Annotated in this window: 12 protein-coding genes; 8 read left to right on the top strand and 4 right to left on the bottom strand. The window is 61.5% G+C overall.

All coding sequences use genetic code 11. The features are described 5' to 3' along the window. Positions 1 to 50 precede the first annotated feature (50 nt). Positions 51 to 422, top strand: a complete 372-nt coding sequence (locus H7C18_RS30550; RefSeq protein WP_185132919.1) for a winged helix-turn-helix transcriptional regulator — start codon at positions 51 to 53, stop codon at positions 420 to 422. A 99-nt stretch (positions 423 to 521) separates the two neighbouring features. Here H7C18_RS30550 and H7C18_RS30545 read toward each other — a convergent pair whose 3' ends face one another. Together H7C18_RS30545 and H7C18_RS30540 are read right to left on the bottom strand one after the other, a co-directional pair. After that, on the bottom strand, positions 522 to 1,841 hold the full coding sequence (locus tag H7C18_RS30545) for a glycoside hydrolase family 16 protein (RefSeq protein WP_185132918.1): 1,320 nt from the start codon (positions 1,839 to 1,841) through the stop codon (positions 522 to 524). A gap of 146 nt (positions 1,842 to 1,987) precedes the next feature. Further along, on the bottom strand, positions 1,988 to 2,887 hold the full coding sequence (locus H7C18_RS30540) for an SDR family oxidoreductase (RefSeq protein WP_185132917.1): 900 nt from the start codon (positions 2,885 to 2,887) through the stop codon (positions 1,988 to 1,990). A 147-nt stretch (positions 2,888 to 3,034) separates the two neighbouring features. On the opposite strand from H7C18_RS30540, the gene H7C18_RS30535 reads away from it, so the two are divergent. Together H7C18_RS30535 and H7C18_RS30530 are read left to right on the top strand one after the other, a co-directional pair. Continuing rightward, positions 3,035 to 4,753, top strand: a complete 1,719-nt coding sequence (locus H7C18_RS30535; protein WP_185132916.1) for an alpha-keto acid decarboxylase family protein — start codon at positions 3,035 to 3,037, stop codon at positions 4,751 to 4,753. 100 nt (positions 4,754 to 4,853) lie between these two features. Further along, entirely contained in the window at positions 4,854 to 5,213 is a 360-nt protein-coding gene (locus tag H7C18_RS30530; RefSeq protein WP_185132915.1) for a VOC family protein, read from the top strand. Positions 5,214 to 5,235: 22 nt separating this feature from the next. Here H7C18_RS30530 and H7C18_RS30525 read toward each other — a convergent pair whose 3' ends face one another. After that, entirely contained in the window at positions 5,236 to 6,462 is a 1,227-nt protein-coding gene (locus tag H7C18_RS30525; RefSeq protein WP_185132914.1) for an MFS transporter, read from the bottom strand. A 224-nt stretch (positions 6,463 to 6,686) separates the two neighbouring features. On the opposite strand from H7C18_RS30525, the gene H7C18_RS30520 reads away from it, so the two are divergent. The 4 genes from H7C18_RS30520 to H7C18_RS30505 are packed head-to-tail and all read left to right on the top strand — an operon-like array spanning position 6,687 to position 12,478. Then, the gene (locus tag H7C18_RS30520; protein WP_185132913.1) at positions 6,687 to 7,187 is read left to right on the top strand and encodes a phage tail protein; all 501 of its coding nucleotides are present in this window, start codon (positions 6,687 to 6,689) and stop codon (positions 7,185 to 7,187) included. 19 nt (positions 7,188 to 7,206) lie between these two features. Beyond that, complete coding sequence (locus H7C18_RS30515; RefSeq protein ID WP_185132912.1) at positions 7,207 to 7,698, top strand: phage tail protein; 492 nt, start codon at positions 7,207 to 7,209, stop codon at positions 7,696 to 7,698. Positions 7,699 to 7,714: 16 nt separating this feature from the next. Next, a complete protein-coding gene (locus H7C18_RS30510; RefSeq protein ID WP_185132911.1) occupies positions 7,715 to 8,251 on the top strand; it encodes a phage tail protein in 537 nt (178 codons plus the stop codon). 42 nt (positions 8,252 to 8,293) lie between these two features. Continuing rightward, on the top strand, positions 8,294 to 12,478 hold the full coding sequence (locus tag H7C18_RS30505; protein WP_185132910.1) for an InlB B-repeat-containing protein: 4,185 nt from the start codon (positions 8,294 to 8,296) through the stop codon (positions 12,476 to 12,478). A 410-nt stretch (positions 12,479 to 12,888) separates the two neighbouring features. On the opposite strand, the gene H7C18_RS30500 is transcribed toward H7C18_RS30505, so the two are convergent. Further along, positions 12,889 to 15,423 (bottom strand): winged helix-turn-helix domain-containing protein, encoded by a 2,535-nt coding sequence (locus H7C18_RS30500; RefSeq protein WP_185132909.1) that lies wholly within the window; start codon positions 15,421 to 15,423, stop codon positions 12,889 to 12,891. A gap of 241 nt (positions 15,424 to 15,664) precedes the next feature. Here H7C18_RS30500 and H7C18_RS30495 point away from each other — a divergent pair, with 241 nt between their 5' ends. After that, the gene (locus H7C18_RS30495; RefSeq protein ID WP_185132908.1) at positions 15,665 to 16,144 is read left to right on the top strand and encodes a DUF6530 family protein; all 480 of its coding nucleotides are present in this window, start codon (positions 15,665 to 15,667) and stop codon (positions 16,142 to 16,144) included. Positions 16,145 to 16,322: the final 178 nt, after the last annotated feature.

The following is a 16,322-nucleotide window of genomic DNA, read 5'->3' as shown; positions in this document are numbered from 1 at the left end:
TATATTACCGGAATAGGAAGAGACGGCGGAACCGGCGGGAGGAGACGGGAATGAACGAGAGAAGAAGCGATTCGGCGGAGACGCAAGGAATTTTGGCGATTCTAAGGGCGATCGGCGGCAAGTGGAAGCCGTTCATTCTGTTTATTCTGCTGCAGGAAGGGACGAAGCGGTTCGGGGAGCTGCGGCGTCTGATCCCGGAGGTGAAGCAGGGGATGCTCGCCGCGCAGCTGCGGGAGCTGGAGCAGGACGGCCTGATCGACCGGAAGGTCTACCCGGAGGTTCCGCCGCGGGTCGAATATTCGCTGTCCGAGCACGGCCGGACGCTCGGTTCCCTGCTGACCGACATGTGCAGCTGGGGCTTTGCGCATCTTGAATTTCTGAAGGAGTCGCCGGGACAACGGCCGGGACGCGGGAACTCGTAACCGCGGCTCCGGATGTCGGCCGGCGTTGCCTTAACTATCGCCTGAAAAAAACGCCTTCGGCGCCACCTGCGCCGAAGGCGTTTTTCACGCTGCCTGAGATTAATTTTTCACGTAAACCCGGAAGTAATCGAGGCTGAACTTAGCCGGAAATGTGCTCGTCGTCGGGTTGGAATTGGGATCGCCGCCTATCGCGAGATCGATGAGAACCTGCGGCGCCGGTCCGAACCAGTTGAAGTTCGTCCCTTTGACCAGCGTGCCGTCCACCCACTTCTGAATTTCTCCTTCTTTCCAGACGAGCGTGTACAGATGGTAATCGGCGGAGAAGTCGGTCCCCGGATGCCATACCCACTGGTTCGTCATAATGTTGTAGTAGTTGTCGCCGACGCCGGAGCCGTGGTCGTACCCCGTCCAATCGTATTGATTCTGCGTCGGGGAGTTGAAGAACTCGAAGATATCGATCTCCGAAGCGGTCGTTCCCGTTCCGCCGGGGGAGTACAGCCAGAAAGCGGGCCAAGTGCCGGTCCCGTTCGGAATTTTGGCGCGCAGCTGGAAGATGTACGTCTTGCCGTCGGACGGATAGAACGTCTCCTTCGTCGCGATCTGGCCGCTGCTGATGCCCCCGTCATAGACGCCGCCGAGATTGGCCAGCGCCGTCAAATCCAACGTGTTCGCGGTCAGAACGTGGTTGTTCGCGTTGATCGGCTGGTATCGCTGCCACTCGTGGTTAATGACCGTCGTGCCGGCGATGCCGTAGGCGTTGAACGAATTCGCAAGCGAAGTCAGGCTGTTCACGTTCCGGGAAGTGCCGAACGAGTAGTCTCGATACAAGGTGTACCCGGCGAGACTCGGGCCTTCGGAGGAGACCGGCGTCGTGCCGTCGGAGACGATGAGCTGCGGCGCGCTCGAGCCTTCTTTGGAGGAGAAGACGACTTCGTCTCCGGAGGTCGATTTTAGGATGATCGAATACGTTCCGTTGGCGGACAAGAGCGAGCCCACATGGAAGGAGTAGACCGTTCCCGCCACGAAGGTCGTGCTTTTGGAATCCAGCAGGCTGCCGACGTCGGGCCGGTTGTTCCAGGCCAGGTTCGATTCCGTCCACGAATTGTTGCCGGTGCCTGCATAAGCGCCGACCGTCGCCGTTCCTCCCGTCACGCATTTGACTTTCAGAATGGCGTCAGTGATCGTGCCCGCTCCGCTCACTGTAAACTTCAGATACGCTTTCTTGTCCTGCGCGCCGTAGACATTCAGGCCGGTCGTCGAGCTGCCCATAAACGTCGTTCCCCACATCCAGGCATCGTCGGACGCGTTCGAAGCCAGCGATTTCGCGTTCGCCTCCCGACCGAGCGGGATCAGCAGAACGGAGAACGCCAGGACCGCCGTCAGGATCGCCTGTAAAGCGGTTTTGAACCTTCCACCCATAACCGATTCCTCCTTTGCGGATTTGGTGTTGCCGGTGCAACGCCAGTATAGCGCAAGGCGGAAAATGCTTACAGGATGGAAATGTGACTCTTTTAACGTTTTGATGACAACTTTCCGGTTCGCGGCAGGAGACGACGGAGACGCGCTTAGGTCTCCGTCATGATTCCGCCGTTGACGTGCAGCACCTGGCCGGTAACGAACGAAGAATCGTCCGAAGCCAAATACACGTAGGTCGGGGCCAGCTCGAACGGCTGCCCGGCCCGCTTCATCGGAGTCTCCAGTCCGAACGTCTTCACGTATTCGGCGGAATAGCTGGAGACGATGAGCGGCGTCCAGATCGGTCCCGGCGCGACCGCATTGACCCGGATTCCCTTGTCCACCAATTGCAGCGACAGCGAACGGGTGAACGAGACGATGGCGCCCTTGGTCGAGGAATAGTCGACGAGAAGCGGAGCGCCGGCATAAGCGGTGACGGACGCGGTGCTGATGATCGTGCTGCCCGGACAAAGATGGGGAAGCGCCGCTTTGGTCATATAGAAGTGCGGGAAAATGTTCGTGCGGTACGTGTTCTCCAGCTGTTCGTCGGAAATGTCGAGGATGCTGGTTTGCGGGAACTGGACGCCCTGATTCAGGACCAGCGTGTCGATTTTTCCGAAGTGGGTAAGTGTTCTATGAACGACTTCGGCCGAGAAGGCCGGGCGCCGCAGATCGCCTTCGATCGGCAGGCATTGCCGTCCGTATGCGGCCACCATCTCCGCGGTCGCCATCGCGTCTTCGCGTTCGTACAAGTAAACGATCGCCACGTCGGCGCCTTCCTTGGCGAAGGCGATCGAGACGGCGCGGCCGATGCCGCTGTCTCCGCCCGTGATGATCGCGACTTTGCCGGCCAGCTTGCCGCTTCCCCGGTATTCGGGATTATCCGAGATCGGTACGGGATTCATCAAGTATTCCAGACCCGGCTGCCGGTTCTGGTGCTGGGGCGGGAACGTAATCGGCACTTGCTTGCATTGGGTCATCTGACTGTAATACGGATAAGTCGGAATCACGCGGTTTCCTCCATTTTCGTCGTTTGATCCAGGATATTCGCCTAGCCGGACGTTGGTGACGGGACGGGAATGCCAGAGGAGCTCGGCGGGGCAATCTAGAAGCGGCGGCAATTCATGGCGCGTTTGCGCCGAGGAGGTTTTCCAACGATGACACTGATTACGAACCGGCCGGCCCAAGACCGGTATGCCGCGGGGGCGATCGCCCCGACGCTTGGACAGTTCCTGTACGATTGCTTGAAAAAAGAAGGGATCACGGACGTCTTCGGGATTCCGGGAGATTACAACTTCAGCCTGCTGGATACGCTGGAGAGGGAATCGGGTATCCGCTTCGTCGGCGGGCGCAACGAGCTCGGGGCGGGGTACGCGGCGGACGCGTACGGACGGCTTAGGGGAATGTCGGCGCTCATCACGACGTTCGGCGTCGGCGAGCTGAGCGCCTGCAACGCCGTAGCCGGCGCGAGCGCCGAGTCCGTTCCGCTTATCCATATCGTGGGGACGCCGAAGTCGGCCGACCAGAAGGCTCATAAGCGGATGCATCATTCGCTGCTCGATGGCGATTACGGGCGGTTCCGGCGCATGTACGGACAACTCTGCGCCTATACGGCCGATCTGACGCCCGAGAACGCGGAGCTGGAAATTCCGGCGGCCATCCGCATCGCCAAGCGGATGCGCAAACCGGTCTACTTGTCGGCGGCGACCGATCTGGTCGACAAGCCGATCGTCCGGCATGCCCAGCCGGCGGAACAGCCCGCCATGACGAATCCGAACGCGCTGCAGGCCGCGCTGGCGGCGATTCGCGGGCTGCTCGGCGGCGCGGATTCGGCCGTGCTGCTGGCGGACCTGATGACGCTTCGCTTCGGCTGGAGGCAAGCGGCGCGCCGCTTGGCCGAAGGCTGGAACGTGCCGGCGGCTTCGCTTCTGCTCGGCAAAAGCGGGTTCGACGAATCGCATCCGAACTACATCGGCCTATACGGCGGAGCGTTCGGGAGCGAGCAGGTGCGGAGCGCCGTCGAGAGCGCCGGCTGCATCGTGGCGGCAGGCCTCGTCTGGACGGACCTCAATACGGCCAACTACACGTCTAAGCTCGATCGGCTGCGCCTGATCGACATTCAGCCGGAATCGGTGCGGGTCGGGGAGGCGCTGTTCGAATCTGTCATGGCGGATGACCTTCTCTCCGCTTTGTCCGGAATCGGCTGGCGCAGCGCAGCCGTTCCGCCTTCCGTCACGTTCCCGTACGACGCGCCGTTCGGGGAGCCGGATCAGCCGGTCTGCGCGGCCTCGTATTATCCGCGCTTTCAGCGCATGCTGAGGGAACGGGATATCGTGGTGGTCGAGACGGGCACTTTCTCTTACGGCATGGCACAGCTTCGTCTGCCGGCGGGGGCCGATTACATCGGCCAGCAGGGCTGGCAAAGCATCGGCTATGCGACGGGCGCGGCGTTCGGCGCTTGCATGGCGGCCCCGGACCGGCGGGTGCTGCTGTTCGTCGGAGACGGCTCGCTGCAATTGACGGTTCAAGAGATCAGCTCGATGCTGGCGAACGGCTGCCGGCCGATCGTGTTCATTCTGAACAACGACGGCTACACGATCGAGAAGTATCTGAACGTCAAGACGTCCGGCCAGGCGTACAATCAAATTCCTTCCTGGCGGTACACGCTGCTGGCCGAGGCGTTCGGCGGACAAGCTTTTACGGCGCAGGCAAGGACGAACCGCGAGCTGGACGAGGCGATCTCGGCCGCCGAGCGGGAGCAGGCGCATCGGCTTAGCATCATTGAGATGATCGTCGCCGATCCTTTGGACGCGCCGGAGTATGTGCACAAGCTGCGATCGCACCTGACGGAGCAGGAACGGCTTATGAACGGGTGAAAAAAGGACGCGGATCTTACGGGCGAGGGGCGGCCCGCAAGATCCGCTTTTTTTCGCGTGCCGGCGTATGTTATACCTGATAGAGAAGGGAGGGGAAAACGTGAAAGTCAAAAGAATCGTCGCCAATATCGAGACGGACCGCGTGGCCGACGCCCGGCGTTTTTACGGAGACGTTCTCGGCCTCGAGCTGCTGATGGACCACGGATGGATCAACACGTACGGCAGCGAGGAACGGATGGGCGTGCAGATCAGCTTCGCCTCGGAGGGCGGCTCCGGCACGCCGACGCCGGACTTGTCCGTCGAAGTCGACGACGCGGATGCCGCGCTGGAGCGGATGAAGCAGGCCGGATTCCCGGTCGAGTACGGTCCCGCGGACGAGCCGTGGGGCGTTCGGCGCTTCTTCGTGCGGGATCCGTTCGGCAAGCTGGTCAACATACTCGCCCATCAGCCGAACGGATGAGCGCAAGCGGCGGAGAGACCTCCTACCGGGTCTCTCCCCGCGAATCCGCCGGGCGCAGCGGCGGTACGACCGCCAGCCATCCGGCCCAGAAGCAGGCGCAGGCCAGCGCATAGACGCCGGTCAGCGAGAGCGCGTCCTTCAGAATGCCGGCGCAGCCCATGGACAGAAGCATGGCGCCGGTCATGAGCGGCGTGCGGATGCCGGTTACCCGGCCGATGTACGCCGGATCCGTCTGCCGCATGACGAGCGCGTTGTTGCCGATGAAGATGGCCGGCTGCAGGAACGCCAGGACGAACTGTGCGGCCATCGTCAGCCACAATACGGCAGACCGGCCGGTGACGAGAATGCCGGCCCCGTTGACGAGCAGGCCGAGCGCGAGCAGCCTTGCGGGTGCGACTTTGGCGGCCAGCAAGAACGTCGCCATTCCCCCGATCATCTCTCCCACTCCGTAAGGAACCGTAATCCACGGCAGGTTTTCCGTAGACAACCCCAATCGTTCCGTCACGACGAACATCCCGAGCGGCGAGATCAGCCCGACTCCGAATCCGACCAGCGCAAAGCAGAGACTCAGACGAAGAAGATCCGGCTTCCTCCATACATAGCGAAGGCCGTCCGCCATATCGCTCAGCAGGGAAGACCGAACTGGGGCTTCCGCCGCCTCGCGCATAGCCGGGTCCGCCGGAATGAACCGCAAGGCAAGCGCGGACAGCAGGAACGCTGCGCCGGTCAACAGCAGCGCCGGCTTCATGCCCCATTGCCCGTAAACGAACGTGCCCAATACCGGTCCCGCCGTCAGAAAGACGGACATGATTATTTGCAGCATCGACATGCAAATTTGCGCGTCCTCGTCCCGAACGTGCTGCTTGAACAGCTTCATGCCGGACGGCTGGGCAAACTGCGACAGGATCGAGGAGACGAGCGTGGCGGCGAACACGGCCTGCCAGGAGCCGGCCGCGAACTCTCCGAGAACGGCAAACACCGATATTGCGCTTAAGATCTCGCACCGGACGACCGTCTTTTTGGGACGCCACCGGTCCGCGAACACGCCGCCGATGAACGAGAACGCGAAGATCGGAGCGTATTCGGCGACGGAGATCATGGAGACGGCGAAGGCGTCGCCTCCCGTCCGCTTCATCGCCTCCAGCAGAACGGCCAGATTGCGGACCCAGATGCCGAATTGGGAGAAGACGTTGGATAACAGGATGGAAGCGACATAACGGTTTCGCAGCAGCGACAGGGAACGGGACATTCGAATTTTCTCCTCCTTGGATCGTCGTAGGGACCATCTTACGGCCTCCTGCAAGGGGAGAGTCAACTCCGTTAAAAGAGGTAGAAATTTTCAAAAAAGAGGGATAGAGAAAAAGGAAATTCCCATGGAAAAGAGGGATAGAAATTTGGCGAATCGTGTGATTAATTAGGGGGTGAATCGCAGCTAGCGCGGCTGTGCGATTTCATCAAGCGGAGGTGTTGGCCATGAGTACGCCGTATTTGGGGGAAATCCGAATGTTCGCGGGCACGTTCGCTCCGCAAGGCTGGGCCCTGTGCGAAGGGCAGCTTTTGAGCATTTCGACGAACTACGAATTGTACATGCTGATCGGCACGCTCTACGGCGGGGACGGCGTCACAACTTTCGCTCTGCCCGATCTGCGGGGCCGGGTCCCCGTCCATTACGACGATTCCGAAGATTCGCTGGGACTTGCCGTCTCGGGGGGAACGGAGAACGTGACGCTTCTGGCGGACGAGCTGCCGGCTCATACTCATCCGCCCTATGCCTCCATGTACAACGGGAACGCTCAATCGCCGAGCGGAGCGGTCTGGGCGGTCTCCCCGAATTATGCGGACGGATCGGCTGGCGCTCCCGTCGCCATGAACGGGCAGCTGCTGGCGAACGCGGGAGGCGGATGGCCGCATAACAACGTCATGCCTTCTTTGCCCATCTCTTTCATTATTTCGCTGGATGGCCTATTCCCGTGACCGGACAAGGAGGAATTCGATGAGTACCCCGTATTTAGGCGAGGTTCGCCTGTTTCCCTACGTGCGCATCCCGTCCGGATGGACGCCTTGCGAAGGGCAAGTGCTCCAAATTCTCGACAACCGGGCGCTTTTCTTCGTGATCGGCAGCGCCTATGGAGGAGACGGCCACACGACATTCGCCCTCCCGGATTTGCGGGGGAGGGTTCCGATCCATGCCGGAATGGCCTTCACGCCCGGAACTTCCGGCGGGGAAGCGTCTCATACGCTGCTGGTGAATGAAATGCCTGCGCATACGCACCAGGCATCGGCTTCCTCCGATCCGGCGACAACGGCCGATCCGGCGAATGCGGCTTGGGCGCAGGCGTACAGCCCGTATGCCGAGGCCATGTTATTGACGCCGATGAATCCGGGAGCGATCAGCCAGGCGGGCGGCGGCCAGGCTCATGAGAACATGCAGCCTTATCTGGCGCTCGTTTATTGCATGGCGACAACCGGAAATTATCCGGAATGACGAGGGGGGCTAAGCGATGGCCAATGCTTTTATCGGGGAAATCAGGGCGTTCGGAGGTTCGACCGTGCCGAACGGGTGGGCGCCATGCAACGGCCAGCTGCTGAACGTCGACGATTGCCCGAAGCTGTTCGCCGTAATCGGCAACACCTACGGCGGTGACGGTAAAACGGAATTTGCGCTGCCCGACTTGACGGCGCAGGCGCCGATGGGGGCGGGAAGCGGCGAAGGTCTAACCCCCCGCCAGGCGGGACAGGCGGTCGGAGAAGCGACGGTCGCGCTGCAGATCGCGGAGATCCCTTCCCACGGCCATACGGCCATGGCCGTGAGCGAGATCGGGGACTGGACCGATCCGACGAACGGCTTCTGGGCGGAAGGAGCCGCCGTCGGCAGACCGCCTGAGCAGCCGCTGCTGTACGGAGGCGTTCCCAACGTCGGAATGTCGCCGGAGGCGATTGCGACGGCCGGGGGCAATCAGCCCCACAACAACATGCAGCCGTATGTGGCAATGAATTTCATGATCTGTCTGGAAGGCGACGTTCCGACCCCGGCCTGAGCGCAGGCGGGGAGATTGGCATTTTCAAGAGGAGAGATTCGAATGAAGCAAGCGGGAGAGAAGCCGAGAGAGAAGATAGGAGGCTTGTGGATCCGAACGGCGTTCCTGCTGCTGCTGGCGGTTGCGATCGGTTTGCCGGCCATGTCGTCCGGAGCTTTGGCGGCAACGACGGGAACGGCGGACGGCACGTACGATTTCGGCGGGGCTTTCGGACCGGACGCCGGCGGATACAAGACGGTCGGCGACAAGTTTCTGATCAGCAGCGGCTTCGAGCATGACGGGAGCGGGACGAAAATATGGTCGGCCGATCAGCAAAACGCGGGTGATCTGGGGAACCTTGTGATTAAAGCGGAGAACACGTATGTCAACCGGGGATTTACGTTCAAGGATTTGGGAATCAGCGCGGTTGACAGCAGCGCCGGGCAAGTTCTGAGCTTCTTGAATATCCAATTGTTTGACAAAAGCGGCAACCCGATTGATTCGTTTAGCAACTATAGCAGCGGAAAGTCGACGATAACCCTGTCGACCGGCACGCTTCAACTCTCGGCGCTGCTCAATTCGGGGGCTCGCTATGATTATAAAAACGTCGTTACGATTGTTATCGTATGGCAATACGCGAGCGGAATCGCGCCTTCCAATTTGAACTTCGACAATATCACCGTCGCGAATGTGAAAAGCGCCTACTTCGTCACCTATAATGCCAACGGCAGTACGGGCGGCAGCTTGCCGACGGACAATAACGATTATTCGGCGGGCGATACGGCAACGGTACAGAGCGCCGGCTCGCTGACGAAGACCGGCTACACGTTCGCGGGATGGAACACGGCGGCGAACGGAAGCGGGACGGGCTACTCGCCGGGCGCAACCATGACCGTCAACGGCAACGTGACGCTGTTCGCGCAATGGACGGCGATTCCGACGTATACGGTGACGTATAACGGCAATGGGGCCACGGGCGGCACGGTGCCGACGGACAGCGGCGCGTATTTGTCGGGCGCGACGGCGACGGTGAAGGACGCCGGGACGCTGGTCAGGGCCGGTTACGCGTTCGCGGGTTGGAACACCGCGGCGGGCGGAGGCGGAACGAGCTATGCGGCGGGGGCGCCGCTGACGATCGGTTCGGCGAACGTGACGCTGTACGCGCAGTGGACGGCGCTGCCGACATATACGGTAACGTATAACGGCAACGGGGCCACGGGCGGCACGGCGCCGACGGATGGCGGCGCGTACCTGTCGGGCGCGACGGCGACGGTGAAAGGGGCCGGGACGCTGGTCAGGGCCGGTTATGCGTTCGCGGGCTGGAACACCGCGGCGGGCGGAGGCGGAACGAGCTATGCGGCGGGGGCGCCGCTGACGATCGGCTCGGCGAACGTGACCCTGTACGCGCAGTGGACGGCGCTGCCGACATATACGGTAACGTATAACGGCAACGGGGCCTTGAGCGGCACGGTGCCGACGGACAGCGGCGCGTATTTGTCAGGCGCGACGGCGATTGTGAAGGACGCCGGGACGCTGGTCAGGGCCGGTTACGCGTTCGCGGGCTGGAACACCGCGGCGAGCGGAGGCGGAACGAGCTATGCGGCGGGGGCGCCGCTGACGATCGGTTCGGCGAGCGTGACGCTGTACGCGCAGTGGACGGCGCTGCCGACGTATACGGTAACGTATAACGGCAACGGGGCCTTGAGCGGCACGGTGCCGACGGACAGCGGCGCGTATTTGTCAGGCGCGACGGCGACGGTAAAAGGGGCCGGGACGCTGGCCTGGAGAGGGTACTCGTTCGTGGGCTGGAACACCGAAGCGGATGGCAGCGGGCAAACTTATTCGGAAGGCTCCGGGCTGACGATCGGCTCGGCGAACGTGGTATTGTACGCGAAGTGGACGGCGCTGCTGAGGTATACGGTGAAGTACAACGGCAACGGAGCGATGGGCGGCAGTGCGCCGACGGACAGCGGCGTGTACTATCCGGGGGATTCCGCGACGGTACAAGGTGCAGGGACGCTGGCCTGGAGAGGCTACTCGTTCGCAGGCTGGAACACCAAAGCGGACGGCAGCGGGCTAGCCTATACAGACGGCTCCGCTCTGCCGATCGGCTATGCAAGCGTGATGCTGTATGCGCAGTGGACGGCGTTGCCGACGTACACGATAACGTATGACGGCAACGGGGCCGCGAGCGGCAGCGCGCCGACGGACAACAACGATTATCTCGCGGGCGATTCGGCGACCGTAGAGGACGCCGGGACGTTAACGAAGCCGGGCTATGCATTCGCGGGCTGGAATACGGTCGCGGACGGCAGCGGCTCAAGCTATGCGACCGGCTCCGCGCTGGCGATCGGTTCGGCGGACGTCGTGCTGTATGCGCAGTGGACGACGCTGCCGACGTACACGATAACGTATGACGGCAACGGAGCGACGAAAGGCAGCGCGCCGACAGATAGCGTCGCCTATCTGTCCGGTGCGACCGCGACGGTGAAAGATGCCGGGACGCTGGCGAAGACCGGCTACTCGTTCGCCGGATGGAACGCCTCAGCGGATGGCAGCGGCACAAGTTATATGGTCGGCTCTGAGCTGCAGATCGGTTCGGCGGACGTCGTGCTGTATGCGCAGTGGACGACGCTGCCGACGTACACGATAACGTATGACGGCAACGGAGCGACGGAAGGCAGCGCACCGACAGATAGCGGCGCCTATCTGTCCGGTGCGACCGCGACGGTGAAAGATGCCGGGATGCTGGCGAAGACCGGCTATACGTTTGCCGGGTGGAATACGGAAGCGGACGGGAGCGGGACGAGCTACGCGGCCGGCGCAACCGTGACGGTTACCGGCAACGCGACATTGTATGCGCAATGGTCTGAAACGCCGACAGAGCCGGCCGGACCGATAAGCAGCCCGATTCCGTCCATACGCTGGGCGATCGTGGAAGCCGGGACGGACTCCTCCCTGCGAGAACAGGCGCCCATTGCCCGAATCGTCGAAGCGGACGGCACCAGGACGGATGAGGTCGACCTGGATCTTCAAACCGCCGATTCCATTGTCGAGCTGGCGCGAACGAACGGCAAAGATACGGTTCGGGTCATCGTCGGCGAGCTGCCCGGCGATCCGGCGGACCGAGTGTTGGTCCGCTTCGCGAAGGAAGTTCTGGATCGCTTGAGTCAAGCGGTGTCTGTGGAGATCGATGCCGCGAATGCGACGCTTTCCTTCTCCCGAGCGGCGCTGGCCGCTTGGCAGGGGAACGAGCTTCGCATCGCGCTGGCGCCCGTACTCGAGGCCGACCGGCAACAAAACTTTATCAGCCGTGCCGCCGAGTCGGAGGCGCTGAAAGAGGCGGCGGGCGAACAAAGCGCGCAGTGGATCGGAAGCCCGACGGCCATCGGGACCGGCGCGGATGCCCTGCCGGCCTGGCTGCTGTTCCCGCTGCAGGAGAGCGGCTTGCCGTCCGACGAGGCCGAGCGTTCCGCCTTCCTTTCCTCCTTGTCCGTTTACGTCGAGCATGAAGACGGCGGGGGCGAACTGTTAGCCGGGAAAATCAAGTACGATGACGACGGTCAACCCGTGGGCGTCGAAGCGGAGAGCCCTCTGGAGAGCTCCGACACGTTCGCGATCGTGAAGCTGCCGGAGCAGCGGCATCTGCCTTACATGAAGGGTTTCTCGGACGGCACGTTCCGGCCCGACGCTCCGTTGACTCGGGCCGAAGTGGCCGCGATGCTGGATCGATTCCTTCGGATGGAAGAGACGGCGGAAGCCGAACCGAACCGCCGCTTCGCCGACATCAAGCCCGGCTATTGGGCGGCGGAGGCGGTCGCGGCGGTAAGCAGAGCGGGCCTGATGACGGGGGATGCGAACGGCTTGTTCCATCCCGATGCCGGCGTGAGCCGGGCGGACATGGCGGCGATCGTCGTCAGGTGGAAAAAACTCCCGACCGACGGCCAAACCTCCTCTTTTACCGACACCCAGGGTCATCGGCAGGAAGCCGGCATCGCCGCGGCGGCCGAAGCGGGGTATCTGACCGGAGACGGCAGCGGAGCGTTCCGTCCCGATCGGGTGCTGACCCGCGCGGAAGCGGTCGCTCTGTTCAACCGACTGGAGGGCAGGGGACCTTTAACCGGCGTCTCGAAGCAAACCTGGTCGGACGTTCCGCCGAGCCATTGGGCATACGACGAGATCGAGGAAGCGACAGTGGCGCATACGGTCAAGCGCGGGGATAACGGAACGGAAGTTTATTCGGATTGAACCGCACCTTGGGAAGGACTGCCCGCGGCATTTCGCGGGCGGTCCTTTTTTCGCGAGAAAGGGGCTAGGCCAAAATAAGGGTGCAGGAAGAGGGGCTCGAAACGCAGCAGCCGGTAACGAAACTTTACGTTCTTATTCGACTCCGGAGAGGCCGATTTGCATTTTAACGAATCACGGCGATCTTATTTGCCCCTTGCGGTCCGGAAAACGGAGCCTGTCTGCCGAATAAGGTTCACTGGGTTCGTTACGTTTCGCAAAGCGTTGTTTTCATCGAAATAACGTCGCTTGGATTCGTTAGGTTATCGCTAGGTCGGACCTTGGGCGCTGCATCCGAAAAGGCAAACGAACGCCGGTTTCCCGGCCTGTCTTACGCCTCCCGGTTCCCGCATACAAAGGCACGGAGCAGCCGCTCAGCCTTCCGCCCCGTAGTGCCGCTGGACGGCCTTGCGGCTTTTGAGTCCGAGCTTGCGGTAGATGTTCTTGCAGTGGGTTTTGACCGTTTCCAGCCGAATCGACAGCTCGTCCGCAATGGCGGCGTTGGAACGGCCGGCCACGATCTGCTGCAGCACTTTGTATTCCTTGCCGGTCAGCTTCTTCCGGGCGAAGCGGTCCTTATCCACGAACAGCTCCTGCTCGCTGCGCAGCTCCAGCAATTGGCCGTAGAAAGCTTGAATGTCCGGCGATAAGGATCTCCTCGTCCTTGCCAGCCTCTCGAACTTGGCGAAGAGCGAAGCCGCGGTGTCCCATTCGTCGAGAAAAAGCTGAAAGTAACCTTCCTTGGCGCCGATGCCGAGGGCGGTTTCGAGCTTGCGAAGCGCCGTATTTCCCCTGCCGTTCCCATCGTAAAGCACGGACAGGAGCAGCTGGATTTCCGCGATGTAATAGTGCAAATACCAGGATTCGGCGAATTGCAGCAGCCGCTCCCCGAACGCGATCCCTTGCCTGGGCTGGCCCAGTATAACGAAAGCGCGAAGCAGCGTCAGGTACTCGAACATGCAGCGGAGGTCCAGAACGCCTTCCGGGTCGAGCTTCTGGTTCCGCAGCCATTTTTTCGCCAGGGGGAGCTGTCCCGTCCTCATCTGAAGGCGCGCCTGACAGGCGTCCAGAACGGCCGTCCCTTCTTCCTCCGCGTTCTTCTCCAGCAGCTTCCGGGTCTCGTCCAGCAGAACCTGCGCGGCCTGGTGCTCTCCGTATGCGCATCTCAATTGGATGAGCAGCAGGGAAGACGGCATGATGATGCCGGGATCCATCAGATCGAGACCGATGCGCCTGCCGCCCAGCAGCGATTTCTCCGCTTCGCCCAGCCGGTTCCTCTCGTAGTAGCACTCTCCGAGAATCGTCTGGATAATGCCGTAGCCTTGGTTGACGCCGTTCCACAGCGGTTCGGCATACCCGTAGATGGCGATGGATTGGTCGATCGCTCCCCAATAGCCGACATTGCTTTTGAGCAAAGAGCTTCCGTACGGTTCGAGAGTGTTGGAATGGTTATAGAGATAGCCCGGACCGTTCAAGCGCGCCGCCGCTTCATGCATCAGTTGCAGGCCCCTTTCCGTTTCCCGGCGAAGCAGCAAAATGCGGGAACGAATGGTCGCGATATAGCCGCGCAGATCCTCTCCGGTCGGAGCGAAGGCGTAATCTTCCTCCGTCATGCCTGCTTCCGCGAGGTCCAGCACCGTCTCCGACGCCGAGATGCGATGAACGGCGACCAGCAGCCAAGCATAGAACATGGCCAGCGACGGCCGGCCGCTCATCTCGGAAGCGGGAAATTGTTCCATCAGACGAATCAGCGTCGAGCGCGAATGCGACAGGGTCGCGGCGATATCGCCCAGCAGCAGTTCCGCTGCCCGCTCGTAGTCCGGGATCAGCAGCGCGTGCTGTATCGCGTCGACCAGCAAATGCTCCTCCTGGGCCCAGCGGCTGATTCGTTCGTGCATCGTCAAGGGGGCGCTTTTGTCTTCTTCCTTCAGCCGCTCGCGCAGGAAAAAGGCGAACAGCGGATGATACCGGTACCTGCCGTCGTTGCTTCGGTGCAGGAACAGATTCGTCTGCAAGAGCCGTTCGAGGCCGAGATGGCAGGAAGCGTCTCCGGTCAGCCGCCGCGCCAGCTCCGCGTCGAAAAAGTCGGGAACCGACGTAAGCAGCATCAGACGCTGAAGCTCTTCCGGATGCCGCAAAAAAACGTTGTTCAGAAGCACGCCGCGAACCTCGGAGGGGAGCGCCGCAAGCGCCGCCGATTCGTTCATCGGCTCGGCCCGGATTCCGTCCATCAGGGAGGCGAATCGCTCCACCGCCAGCGGCCAACCGTCCGTAAGCTGATGCAGGGATTGCCAATCGTCCGCTTGGAGCTGCGAGCCGGTGCGGCCTCGAACCCCCTGCCGGATCTCGGCCAGGTTCAGCTTCAGATGATCCAAGGAGACGGTGAACGGACCGGGGGAGAGACGGAGTAGCCGGTCGGAGAACGGCAGGCTCTCCCTGCTTGCGATGCAATAGCGCACGTTCGCGCCCGCGCGCTCGATCAAATAAGCGATACTGTCGTGGATGGCCGGCTCCCGGATGGCCTCGTAACGGTCGAAGATCCAGCGAATCTCTTCATTCCGCTCCCGAAGCGCCGCCGCGAGCTTGTCCAGCAGTCCCGGCGGCAGGGAAGCCGGCGGCTCGGGAAGCTCGGATGCCCATTCCTCCCCCAGGAACGGCATCGCTCCGAGCAACCGTTTGAACCACCGGCGAATGTCGTTGTCCTCCGGTTCCAGCGACAGCCAGCCGACCGTGCAGCCGGGTTCGAGAACTTCTTTCCAGGCTTCGAGCAGCATCGTCTTGCCATAACCGGGCGGGGCGACAATCGCGAGCAAGGGACGGCGCGCTTCCCGCTTCAGCAGTTCGAGACAGCGGGCGGAATAGGAGGCGGGGATGGTCGATAGGGAAGATGAGGCTTGCTTAGTGGGCATTCCGGACCTCCTGGCGGTGCTGCCAAATCGTATTGCTATTATTATAACTCCGAAACGCCGCTTCGTCTGTAAAATAGAGGGAAACCGATGTCGAAACGGGAGGAGAGAGAGCGAACGAAGGCGTCCCTGCGCGAAGCGGTCGGATCGTTCGATTGACTCGTTACTGCGGGGCAGGCTATGATTAGTAGCGTATTTTATTTAGTGAATCAGTAAACGAGTAAGAGGAGGCCGGCGGCCGATCATGAAAATACCGACGACGCTGAAGCACAAGCCCGTCATTGTGGCGGAAAATTACGAGAGCGTGGACGGAAGGTACGCGAACCATTCCGATGCCAAAGGTCTTTCGCTCGGATTGGCCCAATGGAACGACCGGGGAAAAGTCGATATTTCCGCCAAAGTGTGGCGCTACACGGGAGAGAAATGGTCGAGGCAGTCGGAGGAGCTTCCGCTGCATCGCGTTCTCGATCTGGCCATTCTGGTAGCGAGAAGCCTGGAGCACTTCCGCGAGGCGTACCGCTATCCGAAGCTCTACGATCCCGAGCAGCCGGCCATCGACCGGATCGGCCTGCAGGGCGATGCGATGACGGTTGCCGTTTGCACGGACAACGACAAGATAGACGAAGACGTGAAGCTTTTCAGCCAGGCGCTGAACGACGACGGAGAGCTGATCGGGGAGCGGCTGCGCACGCTGTCCCGCCTTTTGCGGGAAATGGGCTACTGACTTAGGACGGTATTGCGCGCAAGGAACAAGCATTTCCGGTTCCGAGCGGGAAATTCTCCCTTTAAATAGCCGATCAAGCCTCAAACGACGCGATAAGCGGGAAATCCTCCCTATAATTGTTCGGTTTTGCCGCTCTAAGGCGGTAAAGGTGGAAATAAAGGGAGGTTTTCCGGTTCGC

Source organism: Cohnella zeiphila (assembly GCF_014212055.1).
GTDB classification, from domain to species: domain Bacteria; phylum Bacillota; class Bacilli; order Paenibacillales; family Paenibacillaceae; genus Cohnella; species Cohnella zeiphila.
Note: the sequence above shows the minus strand (reverse complement) of the source record. Positions and strands in the feature narration are given on the sequence as shown.

What these genes read in the sequence shown, in the direction of transcription:
- H7C18_RS30550 (WP_185132919.1), top strand. Translation starts at nt 51, where the DNA reads ATGAACGAGAGAAGAAGCGATTCGGCGGAGACGCAAGGAATTTTGGCG.
- H7C18_RS30545 (WP_185132918.1), bottom strand. Translation starts at nt 1,841, where the DNA reads ATGGGTGGAAGGTTCAAAACCGCTTTACAGGCGATCCTGACGGCGGTC.
- H7C18_RS30535 (WP_185132916.1), top strand. Translation starts at nt 3,035, where the DNA reads ATGACACTGATTACGAACCGGCCGGCCCAAGACCGGTATGCCGCGGGG.
- H7C18_RS30525 (WP_185132914.1), bottom strand. Translation starts at nt 6,462, where the DNA reads ATGTCCCGTTCCCTGTCGCTGCTGCGAAACCGTTATGTCGCTTCCATC.
- H7C18_RS30520 (WP_185132913.1), top strand. Translation starts at nt 6,687, where the DNA reads ATGAGTACGCCGTATTTGGGGGAAATCCGAATGTTCGCGGGCACGTTC.
- H7C18_RS30515 (WP_185132912.1), top strand. Translation starts at nt 7,207, where the DNA reads ATGAGTACCCCGTATTTAGGCGAGGTTCGCCTGTTTCCCTACGTGCGC.
- H7C18_RS30510 (WP_185132911.1), top strand. Translation starts at nt 7,715, where the DNA reads ATGGCCAATGCTTTTATCGGGGAAATCAGGGCGTTCGGAGGTTCGACC.
- H7C18_RS30505 (WP_185132910.1), top strand. Translation starts at nt 8,294, where the DNA reads ATGAAGCAAGCGGGAGAGAAGCCGAGAGAGAAGATAGGAGGCTTGTGG.
- H7C18_RS30500 (WP_185132909.1), bottom strand. Translation starts at nt 15,423, where the DNA reads ATGCCCACTAAGCAAGCCTCATCTTCCCTATCGACCATCCCCGCCTCC.
- H7C18_RS30495 (WP_185132908.1), top strand. Translation starts at nt 15,665, where the DNA reads ATGAAAATACCGACGACGCTGAAGCACAAGCCCGTCATTGTGGCGGAA.